The sequence below is a fragment of the Bacillus sp. IBL03825 genome (assembly GCF_024712505.1).
Taxonomy (GTDB): Bacteria; Bacillota; Bacilli; order Bacillales; family Bacillaceae_G; genus Bacillus_A; species Bacillus_A wiedmannii.
This window is the reverse complement of the sequence record NZ_JAMXKE010000001.1, coordinates 1,703,164-1,725,601: the sequence shown is the minus strand read 5'-3', so window position 1 is coordinate 1,725,601 and position 22,438 is coordinate 1,703,164. Positions and strand designations below refer to the sequence as shown.

Genomic DNA, 22,438 nt, shown 5'->3' with positions numbered 1-22,438 from the left:
CAATTGTGGAAGGTTTTTCTCATATAATCGCTTTAATTCCTTCTAATACTAATCCAATCATAAATCCGCAAACCGCTCCGTTTACTCGGATCCATTGCAAATCTTTACCGACGTTATTTTCAATCATTTCAATTAACATTTTATCATCTAACTTATCAAGATTTTCTTGTACAAGTTTTCCGATTTTCGAATGATTCTTTTCAACCAGTGTGACAACTTGTTTTTGTAACCACTCTTCTATTTTTTGAACAATCTGTTCATCTTCTTTTATTTTATTCATTTGTTTTTGTAAAAATGGCATAACATATTTATCCGTAAATTCTTCATTTTTCACAAAAGTAATTGCCCTTTGTTGTACTTGCTCCAGCATCTCTTTAATTTTGTCAGTAGCATCCCAATTGGCAATCCATTTTTCTTTCCAATTTTCTAATTCTTGTAGTAACGCTTCATTTTCTTTTACATTTATAATTTCTTGACGAATTTTCGCTAATATAAGTTGTCTTGTGCTATTATCTGCATCTTGTAAGCTGTTAATATTGCTAATAATAAACTTCTGCAAAATGCCACCAATTTTATCTTCATCTACAATATTCATAAATGATTTCAAAGTAAACTGTAAAAATCCATCTACTTTTATGTTTTCCATCGCCTTCATACCTAAGCTTCCGAGCTGATAACGCGCTTCATCTTGCGCTGTCCAATCTTTCACTTTTACTAAAATGTAATCAAGTGTCTTTTCATCATATTCTTGCACAACTAATTGATCAACAAGCACTTGTAATATGTTACTTGTATTAATGGTATGCAAATATGTTTTTAATTCTTTTTCAATAATAACCGCTAATTTTTCCGTATCTATCGTAACAATCGCTTTCTCCGCAATCGTTACAATTCCTTTTTTCACAGCGTCAGACTGCATTTCTCTTTCAGCAATTTGCAATACCATTTGTGCTAACTGCATTTCTTTTACTTTATTCGTAATACTTTCTTTCGTCAGCCATTCATTTTCTAACGTATGAATGAGCCCTTTCGTTACTCGTTTACGGTTTTTAGGTAATAACGCTGTATGTGGAATTGGAATTCCCATCGGATGACGGAATAATGCTGTAACTGCGAACCAATCCGCAAGTCCGCCAACCAATCCAGCTTCAAATCCCCCTTGTATAATCTCACCTGCTACCGTTCCTTGAAACGGGATAGAAGCCGCAAAACCTACTCCCATAACCCCAAGCGAAATACCCGCTATATATTTAGTCTGTAATGACATCGTATACACATCCTCTTATTATGTAAAATAATGCTTTTTGTTATATTTATTTGCTATTCGTTCTTTATATCTATACTATAATGAACTAATGCGAAAATAACAAAGAATTTATAATAATACATATGTCATATAAATAAAAAATGAGGCCACAATTAGCCTCATTTTTCTAATATTGTTAATGACTCACCTGTTTTATAATACCCATTCATCACATCTTCTGGAACCATACTACCGCCAGTTCCCCACACAATATGAGTACCTTTCTTCATCTTCTCCATTAACTGTTTCTTTTGTAAATACTCATCTTCTTTACACACTTTCACTGGCCCTATCATTCCCGCTAGCGCAGAGGGCTCTAAATAAATATTTTCCGTATCAGCTAGTTCTTTTAGCAATCTATATAACTCTTCATCACTTATTGTGTAATTTCCACTCAAAAATGGTTCCATCGTTTTACCGACAAATCCAGACGGTCTTCCTACCGCTAGTCCGTCCGCGTCTGTTACATTATCAATCCCTATATCTTGAACGGCAATTTTATCATGAAGTCCTGTCATTAAACCGAGTAACATACATGGAGAGTGCGTAGGCTCCGCAAAGAAACAGTGCACGTTGTCTTTATACAATAACTTTAAACCAAATGCGACTCCGCCAGGTCCGCCCCCTACTCCGCACGGAAGGTAAACAAATAAAGGGTGCTCTTCATCTACTACAATCTCTAACTCTTTTAATTGCTTTTGTAAACGCGATGCTGCTACTGCGTATCCTAAAAATAAATCATGTGAGTTTTCATCATCTACAAAATAACAGCTAGGATCTGCATCTGCTTGCTGACGCCCCTCTTCTACTGCTTTACTATAATCAGCTTCATATTCAATAACTTCTACACCTTTACTTCTTAATAAATCTTTTTTCCATTCTTTTGCGTCTGCTGACATATGAACAGTTACGTTAAAACCTAGTTTTGCACTCATAATCCCAATGCTTAGTCCTAAATTACCTGTAGAACCTACCGCAATTGAGTATTTCGCAAAAAACTCTCTACATGTATCACTGTCTAAAATGGAATAATCATGTTCTTCTGTTAACATTCCATGCTGCAAAGCTAATTTCTCCGCATGCTTCAGCACTTCATAAATGCCACCTCTAGCTTTAATGGATCCTGATATCGGAAGCCCGCTATCACATTTTAATAGTAATTCACCTAATATAGGTTTCCCGTAATTTTTCTCTAAAGACTGTTTCATAGTAGGTATCTTCACTAAAGGTGATTCTATAATGCCGCCCGTTTCTTTCGTTTCCGGAAAAACTTTCGCAATGTACGGTGCAAAACGCTTTAACCTCTCTTCCGCATCTTTTACATTCTCTTCATTCAATGGGGAATCTTTTATTGCCGTTTCATACTTTTCCATGTTCGGATTTACCCAAAACACTTCTTCTGTTGCGATTAATTTATTTAATAGTGGATATTCCTCGTTTAATTTCTCTATTCCCTTCATTTCTCTTCCTCCTCATAGCCTTGTAGCTTACGATTCAATAAATTATAATTAAATTAATTTAAATATAGTTTAACATAAATTATTCGCTTAAGTTAATTTTAATTTAATTTTTTTAAATATAATTTAATAATTAGTAAGGAGCTTTTATCATGGAAAATATAGATATCGGTAAAAAAATTGAAAAACAAAGAAAAGAAAAAGGTTTAACGAGTAAAGAACTAGCAACGATGGCAGGTATAACACCATCTATGTTAAGTCAAATTGAGCGTGGGTCTGCTAACCCTTCTATTCAAACATTAAAAGTACTCGCTAAAGCGTTAGATGTTCCAACATTTAGCTTTTTACTGGAAGATACAAATACAGACGATTTAATTGTACGTTCTCATAAACGAAAAAAAATGATTATCGATAATTTATCATATGAAATGCTATCACCTGATTTCACAGGAAATTTAGCAACAGCAATTATGACTGTTCCACCGAATACAGCTTCATCAGAAAATGTACTAGAACATAAAGGTGAAGAGTTAGCATACGTATTAGACGGGAAAATCACATTACATTTAAATGAAGAAAAATACATATTAGAAACGGGTGATAGCGTAAAAATACCCGCTTATTTAAAACATAAATGGATAAATCAATTCGAGAAAAATGCCATTGTTTTATTTTCTGTTACTCCTCCAATTTTTTAATATATAATAAAAAGATAGCCACGTACGGACACACTCCATACGTGGCTACCTTTTTATTTTTTCGGTATCAACAAAATTCCTAAACTAATAACAAAAAAGCTCATTATTTGCTGTGCTGATAAACCAAATAGAACCGAATTTTGTTCACTAACAAGTGAAATAATGATATGAGCAAACCCCTCAACAATTAGAAAAACACTTATATTCTTTCCATTTCCGAGCCTTTCATTTTTCATCCATAACAAGCCGATTATACAAAGGGCGAGAATGATCTCGTATACGAAAATAGGGTGATATAAAAATTTAGATTCATATATTTTCACACCCCAAGGCAATGTCGTTTGTACACCTATTTTGTGGTTGAATAGAAAATAAAAAATAATACTCATACATAGTCCGATAGGTAATGCATCAAGTAAAATACGAAGCGAAAATTGTCCTTTTTTACTTTTCCAAACAATGTATACACTCGCAATTACACATCCTGCTATAATATGCTGCATACTTCCTACAGCTAATAGTGCCTGCACTGGCGACCTAAAAGCCCATACTGGATTTAAAATTGCCGGTGCAAATTTCCATACAAATACGATGATAAGAAAAGCATTTGTTACTGCATCCATCATTTTTTCATATGGTACACTTTCGTTCTTCATCTTTCGTTTCATCAACATAAACCCAAATAGACTTCCAATTATAAGAGATACGGATTGTAACCTCACGATCCACTCCATCACTATGAAATCCCCTCTTTAACTCTCAATTAATTTCTTAAATTTCTCTTCTAATTGATCTGGAGGTAATACGCCTCGTACTTGCTCTACGATAATTCCATCTTTATTAACAAAAAATGTTGTTGGTAACGAAAATACTTTATAATCTAATCCAGCTACTCCGTCCATATCTAGTAAAACAGGAAACTTAAATCCGTGACGATCTGCAAATGCACTCGCTTCTTGTACTGGATCTCCAATTGTCGCATTTACCGCAAAAATTTCAACATCCTTTTTATATTTATCATACATACGAACTAAGTCAGGTGCCTCCATTTCACATGGGCCACACCATGATGCCCAAAAATTAATAAGATATGGCTTTCCTTTTGCATCATTTAACGAATACAACTTCCCGTCTAACCCTTTTAACGTTATGTTTGGCGCTTTAAATCCTACTTGTGGTAATACTTCTGTTTCTTGTAACTCCGCTTGTTTTGCTTTTCTTTCTTTTTCTTCTTTTTTTGTATTATAAAAATTAACTCCGGCCCAAATCAATGCCCCGGCCATTATAATCGCAATTAGCTTCTTCACTTTTCTTCCTCCTCATTTTTAAAAGCCTTTAAATCCACCGAATAGACGAATAAAGAATGCGGTAATTTTCGTCATTTGATTTGTATACAATAAAACCCCTGTTACAATCATCATTCCACCGCCAATTTTCATCATGACGTTGGCATATGTAACAATCCATTTTACCTTCCCAATAAAGAATGCCATCACGAAAAACGGAACCGCAAACCCAAGAGTATACGCAGTAATATAAAGAAGTGCCCCTTCAGGATTTGTCGCACCAAGCATGAGTACAGCTGAAAATATCGGTCCAACACATGGCGTCCAACCCGCTGCATATGTCATACCGACTAAAATCGAGCGAATATATCCAGTCGATTTACTTCTGTATTGTACCTTTTTCTCTGCCATAAGCCACTTAGGTTGAAACAAACCTGTCATAAACAGTCCCATCAAAACAATAAAAATCCCACCAATTTGTTGAATCAATTTTTGGTTAGATGAAAATGTTATTCCAATCCAACTTACCGATAAACCTAACGCATAAAATATAACCGAAAATCCGATCATAAAAAATACGGTATGTATAATCGCTGATTTTTGCATAATTCCACGATTCTCTTTTAAATCTTGAATAGACACACCTGTAATATATGATAAATAAGATGGATATAGCGGTAAAGAACATGGTGATATAAATGACAATACCCCTGCCCCAGCTACAAGCCAAATTGTTAAATCTGCTGCATTCATTTTATTCCCCCTATAGCACTACAATGAGTAGTGTTAATTCTTAAAAAAAGAGGCTATATGCACTCTCCGACAATAAGTACAATCGACATACAGAATAAACCTAATGTTACATATACCGAATTCGTATGCAACGGAATATTGAGCTTAACAACTTTTTCATTTAACACTTGCTCGATTCGTAAATTTATTGCTGTTTTTGCAAATGAAGCTGTCACACATCGATTTTCCATTGTCTTTATTTTAATTAATTTTAATAATGCACTACCTAATTCGAATGAAGATTTCATCTTTTGCATTGCATATTTATCTGCTGCTAGCTCCTGATACACATGATAGCGCTGCAATAACCCTTTTAATATCGGGATGTACACCATTCCTTCTGCTAATAACGTAAAACAAAATAATTTTAATGGATCTCGATTAGTTTGATGATATTCTTCATGGAAAATAATCGCATCCATTTCTTCATCTGAAAATGTTTGAAGCATGCCTTCTGACATGACAACTTTCGGACGAAATAACCCAATTGTAAATGCCGCAACTTCCGCGGTCGGCAATATATATATTTGTTTTCCTTTTCGAATGAAAGGGATAAGTACTTTTTGTAATTTTTGACTATAGAAAAATTGTCGCCAAATTCTTTTGCATACTATGAGTACTGTAAGTAATAGTAATCCAGCAATTATAATACGAATGAGCGATAATTCCTTCATATGTTGTTCTAATTGAAACAAGCAAAAATTTGAAAGAAAGAACGCCTTATTTTGAAACAGAAATGGATATGTAACGTAATACACTAACATACTGAAAAAGAGGGTACTAACAATTACCGCTAACAATACGATTTTACGCATTTGCCATTTCATTTCATTGATCCTCTTTTTTTAACTGACTCAATTTGTCTTCTAATTTTTTTATTAAAGTCGGATCAGCCTGCTCTAACTCATCTAGCATATGATTTACAACTAAATCTCCAAATTCCCCCATCAATTCCTGTGTCATCTTCTTCGTTTGATTGGATAAGAATTCTTCTTTTGTTTGTACAGTACGATATATGCCACTTCTTTTCACAGTCTGTTTTTCTAAGTGGAATTTCTCTACTAACCTGTTCATAACTGTCATGACCGTATTAAAATTCACAGGTGATTCTTCACTTAATTTCTGCTGCACTTCTTTAATCGTAATGCCCTCGGTGGACCAAACGATCTCCATAATTCTCGCTTCAAGTGGTCCAAAAAAGTGATTTAATCCTTGCTCATTTAACTTGTAGTTTTGAGTAAACATAATGTGGCTCCTTTCACACTACGAATTGTAGTATAAATTAAATGAAAGGTCAAACAAAAATGATATACACTAAAATTCACTACCTATAAATACGTAGGCCATTCCATTCATTTTAAACCTAATTTCTCTCCAAATGTCTCAAAGAGATACTGCTCTAATATTTGTACATTAAACTTCTCATTGCGCCCAAGTGCAAATAATTCCCGATCCTTTGCTACGATAGTATCTAAAGGAATAACGACATTATCCACTATTTTTGTAATTTCTATGATGTTACTTTTTACATTTACCTCTGTTTTAAATTCAATATTTTCTAATACGATATGTGAACGTCTTCCTGATGTAAAAAAAGTAAAATTAGGATTTTTAACAACGCCAATTTCAGCCTCTAACGCATATAAATAGTGAAAAATTATATCTCGATGTCCATCTTTTATTATTTTTTCATCCTTCTCATCATCTAAGTATTCTTTCACCTTCGCTGCAAACTCAAATCGAAAATCCACCTTTTTCACGCTCCCTTTTTGTATTTTTATATTAAATAAATATTTTGAAATAATTTTACCATATTGTAATACAACTTCCTATTAAAAGTAAAAAACGATTTGTGAAATCTCTATTATTTCCGACTCCTTTTTAAAGTATAAACACTAATTCAATTTGAATTAATGCTTCGTTATATCCATTTAAACATATTGTTTCCATATTTTGAAACAATAGTATGAAGTATTATATATCGATAAAGTGAAACTTTAATCAATGAGGGTTTTGTTCATCCCCACTGATTATCAGCCCTCACCAATCAGGCTTTTACGGGCAGCCCACAAATATCGGGGTAAATTGTTTCAAATTCATTTTTCTATAAAGTTCTCACTACCTTTACTATTCCGATATACTTAAACTATATTTTCTACTTATTCATTACATGAGAGAAGGAATGTTACTCTCTTCTATCGAATTTTTATATAACAAAAATGATTAGGTGGTGCTTTACTATGAAATTAGCTGTCATTGGTGGCGGTGATTTACAAGATTCAAATCACTCGCCTATTAATGAGCGACTTATAGAATTAACAAATAAACAGTATCCAAAAGTATTATTCATTCCTACAGCTAGTCATGATGATGAAAGCTATATAAAGCTATTTTTGGACACGTTCGAAACACAATTACACTGTGAAGTACAAATTTTACGTACTATAGCTGATACACCTTCTAAATATGAAATAGACGAAATGATTCAGTCTGCTGATTTAATTTATCTCGGTGGCGGGAACTATATTCACATGCTTACACAATGGAAAGAACATAAACTAGATGAAAAATTATTATTTGCTTTGCAACAAGGAACGCTCATTGCAGGCAATAGCGCCGGTGCTATGTGCTGGTTCACATCTAGCATCCGCTCAGATTATGAAGGTTCTGGTTATATAGAGTGTAACGGTTGGGGGATTGTTAACAAAAGGTTTTGTCCACATTATAATCAATTAAATAGAATGAACGCCTTCCATTCCTTTTTACAAAATCATCAAGGTAATATAGAAGGAATTGCACTAGAGGATAATTGCGCTTTATATATTACAGAAGAATCTTTTGAAATTATCGGTGAACCTGAAAAAGCGTGGGAGTTTTATATGAGTGATAACAAGCTCATTAGACAACATTTTGATATCACTTTAAAAAGCTATTTGTAAACCTACACTTACAAAAAATGTCCCTAAGTATAATAGCTTAGGGACATTTGCATGATTTAACTCACTAGTCGTGTAATTCGTTTCTTCTGCCATGAAAGCTTATAATATGCATACTGTAATATTAAGCTGACAATAAATGCTGCTGGGTACCCAATCCATATCCCTTCTATGCCAAGACTTGTATGGTAAGAAAGGTAATACGCTACAGGTACTTCAACAAGCCAAATTGATACAACACCGATAACAGTTGGCCATAATACTGTACCACTCGCTCGCATTGTCGCACTAATAATTTGCGCATGCCCGAAAATTAAATAACTCCATAACGTAATCATAACGAGGCTTTGAGCAATTTCAATTGTAGTTTGACTCGTTAAAAATAGTGATAGAATGTCTCTTGAGAACAAATAAATAAGAGATATTAGCACACCACCAATGACGTAGTTCATAATAATCCCGGCCTTCACAACTTTCTGCAGTCGATCGAATTGATTTGCACCAATTGATTGCGCTGCAAAAATAGAAACTGTAATACCAAGGCTAACTGCTGGCATTTGTACATAACTTGCAACCTGATTCACGACGCCATATGCCGCTGTTGCATCCGAACCGTAACGATTTACAAACGCGATTACCGCAATTTCAGATAATGAAACTAATATCATATTAATACTCGCTGGAATTCCGAGTCGTAGCAATAGCTTTAATAACTCCCCATCCATGCGAAGATATTTCCTTACCGTACTATCTAATTGTAGTGGGTGATTTTTCTTCTTTAAATACACTAACATGACAATAAACGTAATAACTGTAGATATAACAGAAGCATAGGCTGCTCCATACACATCTAATTTCGGAGCTCCTAACCATCCGAAAATAAGAATCGGTAATAAGATCATATTTAGCGCTGTACTTACAATTAAAAAGTAAAATGGCGTTTTAGAATCTCCTGTACCCCTCATAAATGTTGTGTATGCGAAGTATAAAAATAAGACTGGCATCGATATAAATAAAATACGCGCATAATGAACACTTATATCAATAATATTTTCTGGCGTTCCCATAAGGCGCATAATATCCATCGCAAAAATACTACCTATTATCGCCAACACAACTCCAATAATAAAGGTAAATGTCAGTGTCGTACCAACGATCGCTTTTAAACGATCTTCGTTTTTAGCACCAAACGCCTGACCAATTAAAATCGAACTACCTGAACCAATACCAATTACAAATGAAACGAGTAAGAAAAATAGCGGGAAGAATGCTGAGATGGCTGCTAAATCATTCACTCCAAGCCATCTTCCTACTACTACCATACCGAATAATTGTCCAATCGATTGTAGTACATTACTTAATAGTAACGGTACTAAAAACATGGACATCAACTTCCAAATCGGTTTACTCTCACTTTCTAACTTATGTGACTCCGCACCTTCTTTATTGTTATCTGTAGGTGGTTTCAAATTTCATTTCTCCTTTTATTAAAAATCTGTTTTTCAACTTCTATCTCTTTGTATATTTGTTATAATAATGTGCTTCTATGCATATTCTTTTCCCTATTATTATAACTTCACCCAATATTGACTTCCATCTGCTGTTCTATCTAAAAACCCATATTCGATTAAATATCTTCTTAAAGTTACAAAATCCGGATATACACTTTCTATGACAGTATTTACTTCTTTTTCAGTGTACTTTTTATTACTATCAAACTTCGTCACTAAATGGCGTAATATAATTAATTTACGCTTTTGCTTTTTCGGAAATTTAGAAAGCGGTCCATCTAATCCTTCTGTAAAGTGTGCTTTTAATACTTCATCATTTTCTTCTTCCGTAATATTGTAGCGATCATCTACCATCGTTGCTGTTCTATGAATGGGTACAAATTTCGTTTGTACTTTTGATTTTTCTTCTGATAGTTCCATTAACGCTAAAAACACTTTCGCTTGCTTCATTTTCTCTCGAAGTGTAAATCGATGATTTCGAATGGTCGAAGTACTTCCGCCATCCATCTCGTTTACAATCTCTTTATCATTCAGCCCCATATGGAAAAACTGAACCATTTTCTTTTGCAAATCAGTTAAACCAGTATACTTCTTATCAAGGTTTAATAAATAATCAAACATAGACGTATGTTCATTTTGCACATGCAATTGTACAAACTTCTCTGCTTCATACAAAACTTGATTATCTTGATAAATAACCCCCTTAATAAACGCTTCTCCACAAGCTAAACAAATATACTCCTCTGCTTCCGCTTCAAATACATACCCTTTCTTCAATTCTTCTACCGAAGCATCCCAAAACTTCTCTGAAATATCATTCACACTAAACACTCCTCCGAAACGTTTACTTAAAGACTAAACAAATCACAATAACGTTTATTATCACTTCACCATCTTAACATAACATAAATAAACATTTCAACATTCCGTTTACCCATTTTATAAACTTTTATAAAAAAATCTATTAAACAAACTAAAAAAAAGACTTAAAACAACGAAAAGCGAATGTATTTAATAAATGAATTACGATAGGATGTGAAACAAAACATGACTATTCTGCACTACCCTTGGTTTACTGTTAAACAAAATTACGGTTCACATCATACTCTCGGTCTTTCACCTGCTATATTGAAAGAAGTGAAATATGCTATTCAATATTTAAGTAATAACAACCTAGTTCAACATGGAACTGGTATTCACTCATTCCAAAACTTCAGCATTCAATTTTAAATACAAAAAAGGTATTTCCGTATACAGAAATACCTTTTATCCATTATATATTCTATTTACAACCTCGACTAAAGCTCTACTTACCTGTACGAATATATGCTTTCGGTTTCCATCCTCAACAAATTTATTAGCACAACTACCCATAATCATCATACAACTAATTATGACTAATGCTAACTTTCTATTTTTGCAAGTCACTTTATACCTCTCCACTATTGCAAAATTCCATTTAAATTTATCCCATCAGAAAATTTTACATGAATAATAAAACGTGTGAATATGCAATTATGCATATTCACACGTTTTATTAAGATGTTGTGATTTAATTTAGTTAGAGTACACGTAAACTGAGGTGACTAACTTGAAATTCAAAGCGAAAAAGAATCCATTTCACGTCATTTTTATTACATTATTTATCATTATTTTTTTCGTTTCGCTATTCTTCCAAAATGAAAATTCTATTTTTTTCACTCTCATGATGCTATTAAATATCGTCAATCTTTCTTCATTCTATTTCTCTCACTACAACGTAACGGAATCCTCTCTTGTTGTAAAACATGGTTTCATATTGCGTACTGAAATTCCATTTGAAGAAATTCGTCACGTTACATACTCTGGTAAAAAACTTCATTCAAAACAATGGACTAGACAGCAATTAGAAATCCATTACAATTTATTTGACTCTGTGACAACTTTCGTACCTCAAGAAGAAGAAAACTTCCTTTCACTCTTAAAAGAAAACTGTCCACAGATGAAAGTATTGAATATGCCTGCTAACAAATAATATATTTTGGTACTTGCAGTAATACAAATGGAAGACCTACAAATAAATATCAAAAAAGCCAAGATTCTAAACATAGAATCTTGGCTTTTTTATTACTCTTTCGGAGCAATCATTTTTTTCGGATCGACAATTTCATCAAATTGTTCTTCTGTTAGTAATCCAGATTGCAGTGCTGCCTCTTTTAACGTTAAGCCCTCTTTATGAGCATGCTTCGCAATTTTCGCTGCATTTTCATATCCGATATGCGGGTTTAATGCTGTAACAAGCATTAATGAACGATTTACATTCTCTTTAATTACTTCTTCATCTGCTTCAATACCAACTGCACAATTATCATTAAATGAAACAATTGCATCTGCTAATAAGTGAGCGGATTGTAAGAAGTTATATGCAATAACAGGTTTAAATACGTTTAACTCAAAATTACCTTGACTCGCAGCAAATCCAATTGTTGCGTCATTTCCCATCACTTGCGCTACAACCATCGTTAACGCTTCACTTTGCGTTGGATTTACTTTACCTGGCATAATAGAGCTTCCTGGCTCATTTGCCGGAATAATAATTTCTCCTAGACCACTACGTGGACCACTTGCCAACCAACGCATATCGTTAGCAATCTTCATTAAATCAGCTGCTAATGCTTTTAATGCACCATGCGTATATACAGCTTCATCATGGCTCGTTAATGCGTGGAATTTATTTGGTGCAGAAATAAATTGCTTACCTGTAAATTGGCTAATTTCCTCTGACACCATCTCACCGAATTTTGGATGAGCATTAATACCTGTTCCAACTGCAGTACCACCAATCGCAAGCTCTTTCATATATGTATTGCTCTCAGCAATCATACGCTCTGTTTTTTCAAGCATACGGTGCCATCCGCTAATTTCTTGTCCTAATGTTAACGGTGTTGCATCTTGTAAGTGTGTACGACCAATTTTTATAATATGTTCAAATGCAGTTACTTTTTCTGCTAGCGTTTCTTTTAATTTCGTAATTGCTGGTAATACGTGATTTTCTACTGCGATTACACATGCTACATGAAGTGCTGTTGGAAATGTATCATTTGAACTTTGAGACATGTTCACATCATCATTCGGATGAATATGTACGTCAGATCCCTTCTCTTTCAAAATTTGATTCCCTCGATTTGCAATTACTTCATTCACATTCATGTTTGACTGTGTACCACTACCCGTTTGCCATACGACAAGTGGAAAATGTTCATTCCATTTCCCTGCAATCACTTCGTCAGCTGCTGCCACAATTGCTTCTGCTTTTTCTTCTGATAGCTTTCCTAATTTTTGATTACTAAGTGCTGCACTCTTCTTTAATATGGCAAATGCTTTTACAATTTCAAGCGGCATTTGCTCTGTTCCAATCGGGAAGTTTTCTTTACTACGTTGCGTTTGTGCTGCCCATAATTTATCAGCTGGAACTTTTATTTCTCCTATTGTATCTCTTTCAATTCTGTACTCCATTTTTTCATCCCCTTGAAAATATAATACCTACATTTCTTATATTAACAGACTTTCAATCAAATGATAAGAATTCTCACTTATATATACAAATATTCAATGTTTTTTTAAAAATTCCTCTTGACCTAAACTTAAGTTTAGGCTGTATCCTTACCATTGTAACCTACTATAACACTACTGGAGGAATTTAAAATGAAAAAATATGCTTTCATAACAGGTGCGAATAAAGGGATCGGATATGAACTGGTTCGTCAATTAGCAGAAAAAGACTATCACGTATTTTTAGGTGCTCGTAATAAACAACTTGGACAACAAGCGGTAAAATCTTTACATGTTTCAAACGTTTCCTATATTCAAGTAGACATTTCTAGTGCTCAATCCATTCAAGAAGCAATCAAAAAAATCCATGAAACGACTGACCACTTAGATTTATTAATCAATAATGCAGGCATAGCACTCGACTTCCATACGATACCTAGTGAATTAAATATTGAAACTTTACGCCAAGGATTTGAGGTTAACTTTTTTGGAACATTCCAAATGGTGCAAGCCTTTTTACCATTATTAAAGAAATCAAGTAACAGTAAAATTATTAATGTAACAACTGACATGGCCTCACTAACAATGTTTGCTAGTGGTGAAACACACCCGATTAATACATTAGGATATAATTCTTCAAAAACAGCTATTAATGCTTTAACATTAGCTTTTAGCAAAGAATTTGGCACTAACGGTCCAGAAATTTTCGGAGTAACTCCTGGTTTTACAACTACTGACCTAAATGGAAATTCCCCAGGTGGCCATACGACTAATGAAAGTGCTAAAATTATTATTAAATATGCATTAAGTGAAACAAACTATAATGGTAAAATACTAAATAAAGATGGCATTATACCTTGGTAATAAAGGGATGAACGATATGTATTATACAATTGGGCAAGTCGCCAAAATGCACCTCTTAACTATTTCTCAAATACGTTATTACGATAAACAAGGACTGTTCCCTTTTCTTAAAAGAAATGAAAAAGGAGATCGAGTTTTTGATGAAGAAGCACTGAAATATTTAGAGATGATTTTATGCTTAAAAAACACCGGTATGCCCATTCAAAAAATAAAACAATTTATCGACTGGTCTATGGAGGGAGAATCTACAATCCTTCGACGGTTGGAATTAATGCAACAACAGGAGACCAATGTCTTACAACTCATTCAAGACACTGAAAAAAACTTAAAAAAGATACAACAAAAAATTGCTAAATATGAGGTCGAGATAACTTCTTCAACTCCTATTACAAAATAAAAAAATCACCTTCTACATATTGTAGAAGGTGATTTTTTATTTTATGATGCTTGCTTTCCTTTATCGGCATCATCTACATACCAAATAAATTTGCCTGTATATCCGTAAATAACTGCTAAAATTAATGATACGAAGCTTAACCACATAAATGGAACGTATGAGAATGTTGCTACACCTAAAATACCAGCCATAAAAATACCATTATCCGACCACGGAACCATACCAGAAGTTAACGTTCCACCTACTTCTGAGTTACGCGCTAATACACGTCGGTCTATTTTTAATTTATCATAGCTATCTTCCATAATTTTCGGTGTTAAAATTAGTGATACGTACATCGCACAACCAAATATATTAGCTAAGAATGCCACGATTAATGTAGACAATGTTACATTGCCTGCAGAATTTAATTTCTTCTCAAATTTAGATACAATCACTTTTAAAACACCTAGTTTTTCAAGTAATCCACCAAATCCTAAACCGAAAATAATAACGGCCACTGAGCCAAGCATACCGTTAATTCCACCACGGTTTAATAACTTGTCAACAAACTCAACACCAGATTGAATTGAAAATCCGTTATACGCTGTTCCAATCGCCTCTCCAAAGTTCATTCCTTGGAAAAGAGCTGCCCAAATTGCACCAATTAAAGCTCCCATTGCAATTGTCGGCATAGACGGCTTTTTCATCGCTAATAGAACAATAACAATGACCGCCGGAACAAGCATCCATATTTTAATATCAAATTGCTTTAATAAAGCTTCTTTTAAAAACTCTACTCGATTCAAATCTACATTATCGCCGCCATACATCCAACCAGCTACAGTAAACATAATGCTAGTAATAATATAAGCCGGAACATCTAATACGAGCATAGCTCGAACGTGAGCAATAACGTCTACTTTCGCCATAGAAGCTGCAAGAACTGTACTATCAGAAAGTGGTGATAATTTGTCGCCGAAATAAGCTCCTGAAAGAACTGCACCCGCAACAAGCGGAAGTGGTAATCCAAGTCCCTCACCAATCGCCATCATAGCAATACCCGCTGTTCCTACTGTTCCCCATGATGTTCCTGTTGCGATAGAAGTAATCGAACATATGATTAATGTTGCTAATAGGAATATGCTAGGGTGAATAAATTCTAATCCATAATAGATTAATGTTGGTACTACGCCACCAGCAATCCACGTTCCAATTAAAGCACCTACTGCAACTAAAATCAGTATTGCTTCTAATCCGTTAGAAATTCCTTTCGTAATTGCATCTTGCAATTCTTGATAACGAAATCCTAATCTTAATCCAAGCGCAATTACTAAAAACCATGAAATAAATAGCGCTAATTGAATTGGGAGATCAAAAATCGTTTGGAAGGAAAAGACAACAGCAAGAAATAGTAATAAAAGAACTATGATTTCTAGCATCGATGGTAATCTTACACTTTTCATTTTTTTCTCTCCTTACAAGTCGATAACATGACGTGTGTCGTCTTACATGTATGTAATATACAATTAGCGAAGACAAAACAAAATTTTCATATTATTTCGATTTATTTTTCCAGTATAATATAACACCTTTTCTATTGTAAAAGTAGATGTTACTTTTCGCAATGGAAAATATAAAAAATGTTACATTTTTATATAGAACAATCCATAAATAACTTTTTTAATATTTGTCATAACAAATTTTTTACTATTATCCTCACCTTTTAAGGACTACCATTTTTCCCCACAAAAAAGCACACATCATTAAAATGATGCATGCTCCACTTTTATTTATACATATTTTGTATTTCTTCTTTATTTTTAAGTATTTCCACAAACTTATCACTACAACCTTTCGGAAATAACACTCCGAGCCCATATGAATGCTCAAACTGAAAATGAGGGTACTTCGCTTTGACCTCATCCCAAAATTTATACACGCCGAAATTTCGATCTTTCACCTCAATATCGTGAAATAACACGATACCGTTATTCGCAAGTTTCGGTAACCATGTTTTATAATCATGAGAAACTGCTTCATACGTATGATAGCCATCAATATGCAACAAATTTATCGTTCCATCTTGAAACTGATCCACAGCCTCATCAAAAGTAGACCGAATTAAATTCCCTATTTGAGGATAACTCGTGCTCACGAATTTACTCACTATTTGAAAAACACCTTCTCCATATGGACCTGTGTGCTCATCTCCTGCCCAAGTATCTACAGCAAAGCATTTTGTAGATACTCCTCCATCTTTTACCCCTTGGCAAAAACTAAAAAAAGAAGCTCCTAAATGTGTACCTAACTCAACTAATATTTCTGGTTTTTCAAATCTTACTAAATCATAAGCGAAGTTTAAATGTCCCACCCACGCAGAGTTCATTCGAATATATGGACTATATTGATCAAATTCAAATGTTGGTTTATGAGTAACCCAGCTCATCACATTTCTCCTTCTACACATATTTTTAACAAACCAAATTACTCTTATCTTTATTTTTTTATCATTGTAATTATGATTTTATTTCATAAAAATATGAATTATTATTCCTTTCTTATTGCGGTAAAGCATCGTATACATACGGATCTGCAGGCGTATTAATTTTCTCTACTTTACTTACTTTTACAAGTGGAAATAGTGTTCCTTTATATGTCGTTTCGTCCAACAAACCTGTTATTTTCACCCATGTTTCCTGTGGGAGCTTTTTTACGTTTTCCCCTGCAACAATCATCCCCCAGACTGATGCATCCGCAATACAACAAGTTATGCCGTATCGCGCCACTACCGCTTTATCACCCGTCACATCCTTATCATTATATATAAACCCTGAGAATGTAATTTCTTTCCCTTTAAACCCTTTTACATCTTGGCCAATTATACTCATTGTTTGAACATAATCCTTATCCTCTACTTGTATTTTTCGTTGTCCTAACATACTTTTTTCTAATTGTTCTTCCACTTGATTAATCACTTTTAAATTCGAGGTTTCATCTTGATCAACTAATCTTTCTTTCCAAACAGAATTTGCCTGTATTCCCCCTTTTTCGTTCTTTTCCATACTTCTCGCCTGTACACTTTGATTCATACCTCTTTTTCCCGCTAAACTTCCGTCAATTGTTACACTTCCAAATAGAAAAGCACTAATAATCGGAACAACAAATAAAACATATACAAAGAAACTTTTCATCCCTGATTTTAATGCTGTATGATGCTTACAACAATTACAATCATCCCGTTTTTCTCCCCCATCTCTCCAAACTTGTAAAGAACCAAGAAGTAAAATCACTACAAAAGCTATATACGTAAATTTAATCATTTTTGGAGCGATAAAATTATAAATATTGCCTGTTACAAGTAGTTTAAATAAGAGCATCGCTAAACCAATTAAAATAATGCCACAAATATAGCGATGATAGGCCTTCTGTTCCTCCACTGTTTCCCACCTCCTATAACGTTGTAATTTGCACGATTGTGTACACCGATAAAATAATAATTCCAATCAAAAAGAATACAAATCTCTTTTGAAAATAAGCAAATAGCATTAATGTATTTTTCATATCAAGCATAGGTCCAAACACAAGAAATGCGAGAAGTGCTTTTACAGAGAAGACATGTCCAAAAGATGCCGCTATAAATGCATCAGCTGCTGAGCAAATGGATAAAACATAACCAAATCCCATCATAATAATTGGGGAAATTACTTCATTATGGGCCACTGCATCAAGTACATTTCGATCAAAAAACGTTTGAAATACGCTCGCAAAAAAAGCACCAATCAATAAATATTTACCCGTATCAAAAAACTCATCTACAGTGTGATTCACAACATTCCCCCAGCCCTTTTTTTCTTTTTTCTGAATCGGATCCTCTATATCTTTTAAAATATTGTTCCCGCGATAGAAATAATACACAATTAGCCCAACTAATAGCGCCGCACAAATCGTTATCCCAAAGCGTGCATATACAATTACATCATTTTTTTGAAATGCATATACGGTAGATAAAAGAACAATCGGATTCATAATAGGTGCACTCAATAAAATTACAATTCCTACATGAAGAGGGAGTCCTTTTTGAATAAGTCTTCTTACAATTGGTATAATGACACATTCACACATCGGAAAAATGATTCCGACAAATACCGCTGGAATCATTGCAACAATCTTTGATTTCGGCATTACTTTTTGAATCATATCTTCCGTCACAAACACTTGAATGAGTGAAGAAACAATTACCCCTAATAAAATAAAAGGTATTGCTTCGAATATAATACTTAAAAACACGGTATTCACATTCAACCATTCTTGTGGCATACTTTTGTGCAAATTTGCTAGACTTGTAAAATCTACAAAAAATAATAAAAAAAGAAAAATAGAAATAAGGGCTATTCCTATTAATTCTTTTGAAACTCTATTAAAGACCAACATTATCCCCCACTTTATTCATATTAAATTGTATACTTGTCCAAATGCCCTACACTACTACAGCACAAATTTTATAGTCTATTCCTATTCTTAAATCGTAATCATTATGATTTATTATTGATTTTTTCTTTTCTATCACTTAATATAAAACGTAATCATTACGATTTAAAGGAGAGATCATTTTATGAAAAAAGTACCTATCACTGTATTAAGTGGGTTTCTAGGAGCTGGAAAAACTACTCTACTACATCATATTTTGGCTAATAAGAGCAACTTAAAAGTGGCTGTTATCGTTAACGATATGAGTGAAATAAACATTGATGCATCGCTTATAAAAAAAGGTGGGTTTTCACGTACGGAAGAGAAATTAGTAGAAATTCAAAATGGTTGTATCTGCTGTACACTACGAGAAGATTTAATGATAGAAGTGAGTCGGCTTGTTGAAAACGGTGATATTGACTATATAGTTATTGAAGCTTCAGGTATAAGTGAGCCGATTCCAGTTGCCCAAACATTTACTTATACTGACGAAGTACTTAATATCGATTTAACGAGAAATTGTCGCCTCGATACGATGGTTACAGTTGTAGATGCAAATAAATTTTGGGATGATTTTGCAGATGGTGAAAGTTTATTAGACCGTAAACAGGCTATCGATGAAAATGATACTCGAGAAGTTATTGATTTACTAATAGACCAAATTGAATTTGCGAATGTCATTATTCTTAATAAAATTGATTTACTAGAAAAAGAAGATAGGGTAGAACTTCATCATTTACTACAAAAATTAAATCCCGATGCAAAAATTATTGAAGCTTCATTTAGCAATGTACCATTGCAAGAAATTTTAAATACAAATTTATTTAATTATGAGGAAGCGAGTCAATCGGCGGGCTGGATGCAAGAACTAAATAGTGAACATCATACACCCGAAACTGAAGAATATGGTATCAATTCCTTTGTATACCGTCGTAAATCCCCTTTTCATCCTGAACGCCTTATGAATTGGCTAGAAAAATGGCCTGTAGATGTTGTAAGAGCGAAAGGCTTTTTCTGGCTCGCATCTCGTAATAATATGATAGGGCTTCTATCTCAAGCAGGTTCCTCTATTACAATTCAAGGAGCAGGTGAATGGATAGCCGCATTACCTGAAACTGAAAGAAATCAAATTATTAAAGAAGAACCCGAAGTATTGAAAAACTGGGACGAGCGATATGGAGATCGAATAACTGAGCTCGTATTTATCGGTATTGATATGAATCATTCTGTGATTGAACAATCATTAGATGATTGTCTATTAACAGACAAGGAAATGGAACAAAAGTGGAATACATTTGTTGATCCTATTCCGGCTTTTACTTACACTTCATAATCTAAAATAAAAAGGCTTCCGTAAACAGAAGCCTTTTTATTTTATCGTTCTCTTATTTAACAAATTTTCTTTAATTTGAATAACACTTTACATTAAGAAAGAAATTTCAATTTATTAATGTTTCTTTCTGTGATATATTGCATATTGTATCCGATATATATTTTTAAAAGGAGGACTATATACAGTATGGATCCAAATCGTTTAAAAGGAATCATTATGGTTGTAATTGGTGCTTGTTTATGGGGCTTGTCCGGGACAGCTGCACAACAACTTTTTCAATATGAAAATGTTTCTACTGAATGGTTAGTTACAATTCGTTTGCTTATATCAGGCTTTATCTTGCTCCTTATTTCATCATTCAGAACGAGAAAAAAAGAAATATTCGGCATATGGAAACAAAGATCTGATGCTACTAAAATGATATTGTTTGGCCTATTCGGTATGCTTGCTGTACAGTACACGTACTTCGCTTCTATTAAAGAGGGAAATGCCGCTGTCGCAACATTATTGCAATATTTAGCTCCCATATTCATCACTGTATACTTACTTTTCAAATGGAACGTTCGACCATCAAAAATTGATTTCATTTCCATTACCCTTTCATTAGTAGGCACTTTTCTCTTACTAACAAACGGGTCTGTTCATAACTTGGCTGTTTCTACACCAGCTATTATTTGGGGTATTTTATCTGGATTATCTCTTGCTTTTTATAGTTTATATTCAAAGGGATTACTAGAAAGGTGGTCTTCCTCTGTTATCGTTGGATGGGGCATGATTATTGGGGGTATTGGCGTTACGATTCTACACTTTATTTCTACAAACGAATTCATTTTATTATCGACTATGAAATATGTAAAACTAAGTACCCTACCGCTCATAACATTTGTCGTCATTTTCGGGACACTGATTGCATTTTATTTATACTTAGACAGCATACGATACCTGACTCCGAAAGAAACAACATTATTCGGTTGTACTGAACCACTCGCGGCTATTATTTCTTCTGTACTTATATTGCACGTACCCTTTCAATCTTTTCAGTTATTAGGGGCTTTTTGTGTCATTGTAATGGTGCTCATCTTAAGTCAAAAACCGGATGAAGGGAAACAGGAATTAAAGTTTGTTCATGAGAAAAAAGAAAATATACAATGAAAGGATTGAATTCACTATGCCCATCCCTCAAAATTATAAAAAACAAGGAAGAGTTTCGGCAAAATCACTCGTTTTAAATCAATTACAAGATTGGATTATTGAAGGTGTTTTACAGCCTGATGAAAAAATTAATGATGGGGAATTGGCTGAAGCACTAGGAGTAAGCAGAACACCTGTAAGAGAAGCACTTCAAATATTAGAGCTTTCTGGATTAGTGGAAATGGTACCTGGGCAAAAAACAAAAATTGCTCCTATTAAGTTAGACGACATTCCTATCATTTATGAAACGATGGCTGGTCTTCACTCTATTATAGGAAAGCAAGCACTTCAAAACATTACAGACGCTGATCTGAAACTACTTTCTGAAATAAATGCTGATTTTCAGCGCTCTATAGAGAAGAAAAACGCAAAACAAGCTTTAAAACTAGATATACAATTTCACAATACAATTTCTTCTATTGCTAAAAACCAATATATTGAACCCTTTCTAGAAAATATGCAACTTCATGTTCTACGCCTTGAATATTTATTTTTCCAAAACTTTGTTCCAGCAAGTCAATCTATTGAAGAACATCACTCTATCATTCAAGCATTGCAAAAGCAGGACGAAAAACAAATGGAACAAATGATGTCTCAAAACTGGCTCCGTCCAATGAAAGAAATATCAAAAATAATTTCTACGAAATAATAATAAAGCTGGTTACACAAAATCGTAACCAGCTCACC

At 33.8% G+C, this 22,438-nt stretch carries 23 protein-coding genes and 1 pseudogene; 9 read left to right on the top strand and 15 right to left on the bottom strand.

The annotated features are described in order from the left end of the window. Positions 1–19: 19 nt before the first annotated feature. Positions 20–1,267, bottom strand: coding sequence for a DUF445 domain-containing protein (locus NHG49_RS09170; RefSeq protein WP_088048501.1), 1,248 nt, complete (start codon positions 1,265–1,267; stop codon positions 20–22). Positions 1,268–1,425: 158 nt separating this feature from the next. Continuing rightward, positions 1,426–2,766 (bottom strand): D-serine ammonia-lyase, encoded by a 1,341-nt coding sequence (gene dsdA, locus NHG49_RS09165; protein ID WP_258125845.1) that lies wholly within the window; start codon positions 2,764–2,766, stop codon positions 1,426–1,428. 149 nt (positions 2,767–2,915) lie between these two features. Here dsdA and NHG49_RS09160 point away from each other — a divergent pair, with 149 nt between their 5' ends. Then, the gene (locus tag NHG49_RS09160; RefSeq protein WP_064476480.1) at positions 2,916–3,461 is read left to right on the top strand and encodes a helix-turn-helix domain-containing protein; all 546 of its coding nucleotides are present in this window, start codon (positions 2,916–2,918) and stop codon (positions 3,459–3,461) included. A gap of 53 nt (positions 3,462–3,514) precedes the next feature. Here the strand turns inward: NHG49_RS09160 and NHG49_RS09155 are convergent, their stop codons facing one another. The 6 genes from NHG49_RS09155 to NHG49_RS09130 all read right to left on the bottom strand — a co-directional run bounded on the left by NHG49_RS09155 (position 3,515) and on the right by NHG49_RS09130 (position 7,290). Then, positions 3,515–4,195 (bottom strand): prolipoprotein diacylglyceryl transferase family protein, encoded by a 681-nt coding sequence (locus NHG49_RS09155; RefSeq protein ID WP_064476481.1) that lies wholly within the window; start codon positions 4,193–4,195, stop codon positions 3,515–3,517. Positions 4,196–4,213: 18 nt separating this feature from the next. Continuing rightward, complete coding sequence (locus NHG49_RS09150) at positions 4,214–4,768, bottom strand: TlpA family protein disulfide reductase (protein ID WP_064476482.1); 555 nt, start codon at positions 4,766–4,768, stop codon at positions 4,214–4,216. A gap of 18 nt (positions 4,769–4,786) precedes the next feature. Further along, the gene (ccdA, locus tag NHG49_RS09145) at positions 4,787–5,500 is read right to left on the bottom strand and encodes a cytochrome c-type biogenesis protein CcdA (protein WP_064476483.1); all 714 of its coding nucleotides are present in this window, start codon (positions 5,498–5,500) and stop codon (positions 4,787–4,789) included. A gap of 53 nt (positions 5,501–5,553) precedes the next feature. Beyond that, positions 5,554–6,366: a M56 family metallopeptidase gene (locus tag NHG49_RS09140; RefSeq protein WP_064476484.1), complete on the bottom strand. Its 813-nt coding sequence runs from the start codon at positions 6,364–6,366 to the stop codon at positions 5,554–5,556. 1 nt (position 6,367) lies between these two features. Beyond that, a complete protein-coding gene (locus NHG49_RS09135) occupies positions 6,368–6,784 on the bottom strand; it encodes a BlaI/MecI/CopY family transcriptional regulator (protein ID WP_258125842.1) in 417 nt (138 codons plus the stop codon). Between the two features lie 107 nt (positions 6,785–6,891). Beyond that, positions 6,892–7,290, bottom strand: a complete 399-nt coding sequence (locus tag NHG49_RS09130; protein WP_142289436.1) for a DUF3942 family protein — start codon at positions 7,288–7,290, stop codon at positions 6,892–6,894. A 489-nt stretch (positions 7,291–7,779) separates the two neighbouring features. Here NHG49_RS09130 and NHG49_RS09125 point away from each other — a divergent pair, with 489 nt between their 5' ends. Further along, positions 7,780–8,478: a peptidase E gene (locus tag NHG49_RS09125; protein WP_098103562.1), complete on the top strand. Its 699-nt coding sequence runs from the start codon at positions 7,780–7,782 to the stop codon at positions 8,476–8,478. Between the two features lie 56 nt (positions 8,479–8,534). Here NHG49_RS09125 and NHG49_RS09120 read toward each other — a convergent pair whose 3' ends face one another. Beyond that, on the bottom strand, positions 8,535–9,944 hold the full coding sequence (locus tag NHG49_RS09120; RefSeq protein WP_258125841.1) for an MATE family efflux transporter: 1,410 nt from the start codon (positions 9,942–9,944) through the stop codon (positions 8,535–8,537). Between the two features lie 99 nt (positions 9,945–10,043). After that, the gene (locus tag NHG49_RS09115) at positions 10,044–10,808 is read right to left on the bottom strand and encodes a DUF2087 domain-containing protein (protein ID WP_064476488.1); all 765 of its coding nucleotides are present in this window, start codon (positions 10,806–10,808) and stop codon (positions 10,044–10,046) included. Positions 10,809–11,063: 255 nt separating this feature from the next. Between NHG49_RS09115 and NHG49_RS09110 the strand changes: the two are divergent. Further along, positions 11,064–11,216 (top strand): annotated as a pseudogene (locus NHG49_RS09110) (MBL fold metallo-hydrolase); the annotation flags it as partial. A 361-nt stretch (positions 11,217–11,577) separates the two neighbouring features. Next, a complete protein-coding gene (locus NHG49_RS09105) occupies positions 11,578–12,000 on the top strand; it encodes a PH domain-containing protein (protein WP_064476490.1) in 423 nt (140 codons plus the stop codon). 92 nt (positions 12,001–12,092) lie between these two features. On the opposite strand, the gene fumC is transcribed toward NHG49_RS09105, so the two are convergent. After that, positions 12,093–13,481 (bottom strand): class II fumarate hydratase, encoded by a 1,389-nt coding sequence (gene fumC, locus NHG49_RS09100; protein WP_258125839.1) that lies wholly within the window; start codon positions 13,479–13,481, stop codon positions 12,093–12,095. A gap of 189 nt (positions 13,482–13,670) precedes the next feature. Here fumC and NHG49_RS09095 point away from each other — a divergent pair, with 189 nt between their 5' ends. Both NHG49_RS09095 and NHG49_RS09090 read left to right on the top strand, forming a co-directional pair. Beyond that, positions 13,671–14,381, top strand: coding sequence for an SDR family NAD(P)-dependent oxidoreductase (locus NHG49_RS09095; protein WP_064476492.1), 711 nt, complete (start codon positions 13,671–13,673; stop codon positions 14,379–14,381). A gap of 16 nt (positions 14,382–14,397) precedes the next feature. Beyond that, on the top strand, positions 14,398–14,778 hold the full coding sequence (locus NHG49_RS09090) for a MerR family transcriptional regulator (RefSeq protein ID WP_088048489.1): 381 nt from the start codon (positions 14,398–14,400) through the stop codon (positions 14,776–14,778). A gap of 41 nt (positions 14,779–14,819) precedes the next feature. On the opposite strand, the gene nhaC is transcribed toward NHG49_RS09090, so the two are convergent. The 4 genes from nhaC to NHG49_RS09070 all read right to left on the bottom strand — a co-directional run bounded on the left by nhaC (position 14,820) and on the right by NHG49_RS09070 (position 19,188). Beyond that, positions 14,820–16,223 carry a Na+/H+ antiporter NhaC gene (gene nhaC / locus NHG49_RS09085; RefSeq protein ID WP_064476494.1) on the bottom strand — a complete coding sequence of 468 codons (1,404 nt, stop codon included), beginning with the start codon at positions 16,221–16,223 and terminating at the stop codon, positions 14,820–14,822. Positions 16,224–16,546: 323 nt separating this feature from the next. After that, positions 16,547–17,206 (bottom strand): class I SAM-dependent methyltransferase, encoded by a 660-nt coding sequence (locus tag NHG49_RS09080; protein WP_064476495.1) that lies wholly within the window; start codon positions 17,204–17,206, stop codon positions 16,547–16,549. 112 nt (positions 17,207–17,318) lie between these two features. Then, entirely contained in the window at positions 17,319–18,197 is an 879-nt protein-coding gene (locus tag NHG49_RS09075) for a TIGR03943 family putative permease subunit (RefSeq protein ID WP_258125837.1), read from the bottom strand. A 13-nt stretch (positions 18,198–18,210) separates the two neighbouring features. Further along, positions 18,211–19,188, bottom strand: coding sequence for a permease (locus tag NHG49_RS09070; RefSeq protein ID WP_088048487.1), 978 nt, complete (start codon positions 19,186–19,188; stop codon positions 18,211–18,213). 184 nt (positions 19,189–19,372) lie between these two features. On the opposite strand from NHG49_RS09070, the gene NHG49_RS09065 reads away from it, so the two are divergent. From NHG49_RS09065 to NHG49_RS09055, 3 genes are all read left to right on the top strand, one after another. Then, positions 19,373–20,560, top strand: coding sequence for a GTP-binding protein (locus NHG49_RS09065; protein WP_258125836.1), 1,188 nt, complete (start codon positions 19,373–19,375; stop codon positions 20,558–20,560). Between the two features lie 186 nt (positions 20,561–20,746). Next, complete coding sequence (locus NHG49_RS09060; protein ID WP_088048485.1) at positions 20,747–21,712, top strand: DMT family transporter; 966 nt, start codon at positions 20,747–20,749, stop codon at positions 21,710–21,712. A 16-nt stretch (positions 21,713–21,728) separates the two neighbouring features. Then, a complete protein-coding gene (locus tag NHG49_RS09055) occupies positions 21,729–22,400 on the top strand; it encodes a GntR family transcriptional regulator (protein WP_046959020.1) in 672 nt (223 codons plus the stop codon). The last annotated feature ends 38 nt before the right edge of the window (positions 22,401–22,438 follow it).

What these genes read in the sequence shown, in the direction of transcription:
- NHG49_RS09170 (WP_088048501.1), bottom strand. Translation starts at nt 1,267, where the DNA reads ATGTCATTACAGACTAAATATATAGCGGGTATTTCGCTTGGGGTTATG.
- dsdA (WP_258125845.1), bottom strand. Translation starts at nt 2,766, where the DNA reads ATGAAGGGAATAGAGAAATTAAACGAGGAATATCCACTATTAAATAAA.
- NHG49_RS09160 (WP_064476480.1), top strand. Translation starts at nt 2,916, where the DNA reads ATGGAAAATATAGATATCGGTAAAAAAATTGAAAAACAAAGAAAAGAA.
- NHG49_RS09155 (WP_064476481.1), bottom strand. Translation starts at nt 4,195, where the DNA reads ATGGAGTGGATCGTGAGGTTACAATCCGTATCTCTTATAATTGGAAGT.
- ccdA (WP_064476483.1), bottom strand. Translation starts at nt 5,500, where the DNA reads ATGAATGCAGCAGATTTAACAATTTGGCTTGTAGCTGGGGCAGGGGTA.
- NHG49_RS09140 (WP_064476484.1), bottom strand. Translation starts at nt 6,366, where the DNA reads ATGAAATGGCAAATGCGTAAAATCGTATTGTTAGCGGTAATTGTTAGT.
- NHG49_RS09135 (WP_258125842.1), bottom strand. Translation starts at nt 6,784, where the DNA reads ATGTTTACTCAAAACTACAAGTTAAATGAGCAAGGATTAAATCACTTT.
- NHG49_RS09125 (WP_098103562.1), top strand. Translation starts at nt 7,780, where the DNA reads ATGAAATTAGCTGTCATTGGTGGCGGTGATTTACAAGATTCAAATCAC.
- fumC (WP_258125839.1), bottom strand. Translation starts at nt 13,481, where the DNA reads ATGGAGTACAGAATTGAAAGAGATACAATAGGAGAAATAAAAGTTCCA.
- NHG49_RS09095 (WP_064476492.1), top strand. Translation starts at nt 13,671, where the DNA reads ATGAAAAAATATGCTTTCATAACAGGTGCGAATAAAGGGATCGGATAT.
- NHG49_RS09090 (WP_088048489.1), top strand. Translation starts at nt 14,398, where the DNA reads ATGTATTATACAATTGGGCAAGTCGCCAAAATGCACCTCTTAACTATT.
- nhaC (WP_064476494.1), bottom strand. Translation starts at nt 16,223, where the DNA reads ATGAAAAGTGTAAGATTACCATCGATGCTAGAAATCATAGTTCTTTTA.
- NHG49_RS09080 (WP_064476495.1), bottom strand. Translation starts at nt 17,206, where the DNA reads ATGAGCTGGGTTACTCATAAACCAACATTTGAATTTGATCAATATAGT.
- NHG49_RS09065 (WP_258125836.1), top strand. Translation starts at nt 19,373, where the DNA reads ATGAAAAAAGTACCTATCACTGTATTAAGTGGGTTTCTAGGAGCTGGA.
- NHG49_RS09060 (WP_088048485.1), top strand. Translation starts at nt 20,747, where the DNA reads ATGGATCCAAATCGTTTAAAAGGAATCATTATGGTTGTAATTGGTGCT.
- NHG49_RS09055 (WP_046959020.1), top strand. Translation starts at nt 21,729, where the DNA reads ATGCCCATCCCTCAAAATTATAAAAAACAAGGAAGAGTTTCGGCAAAA.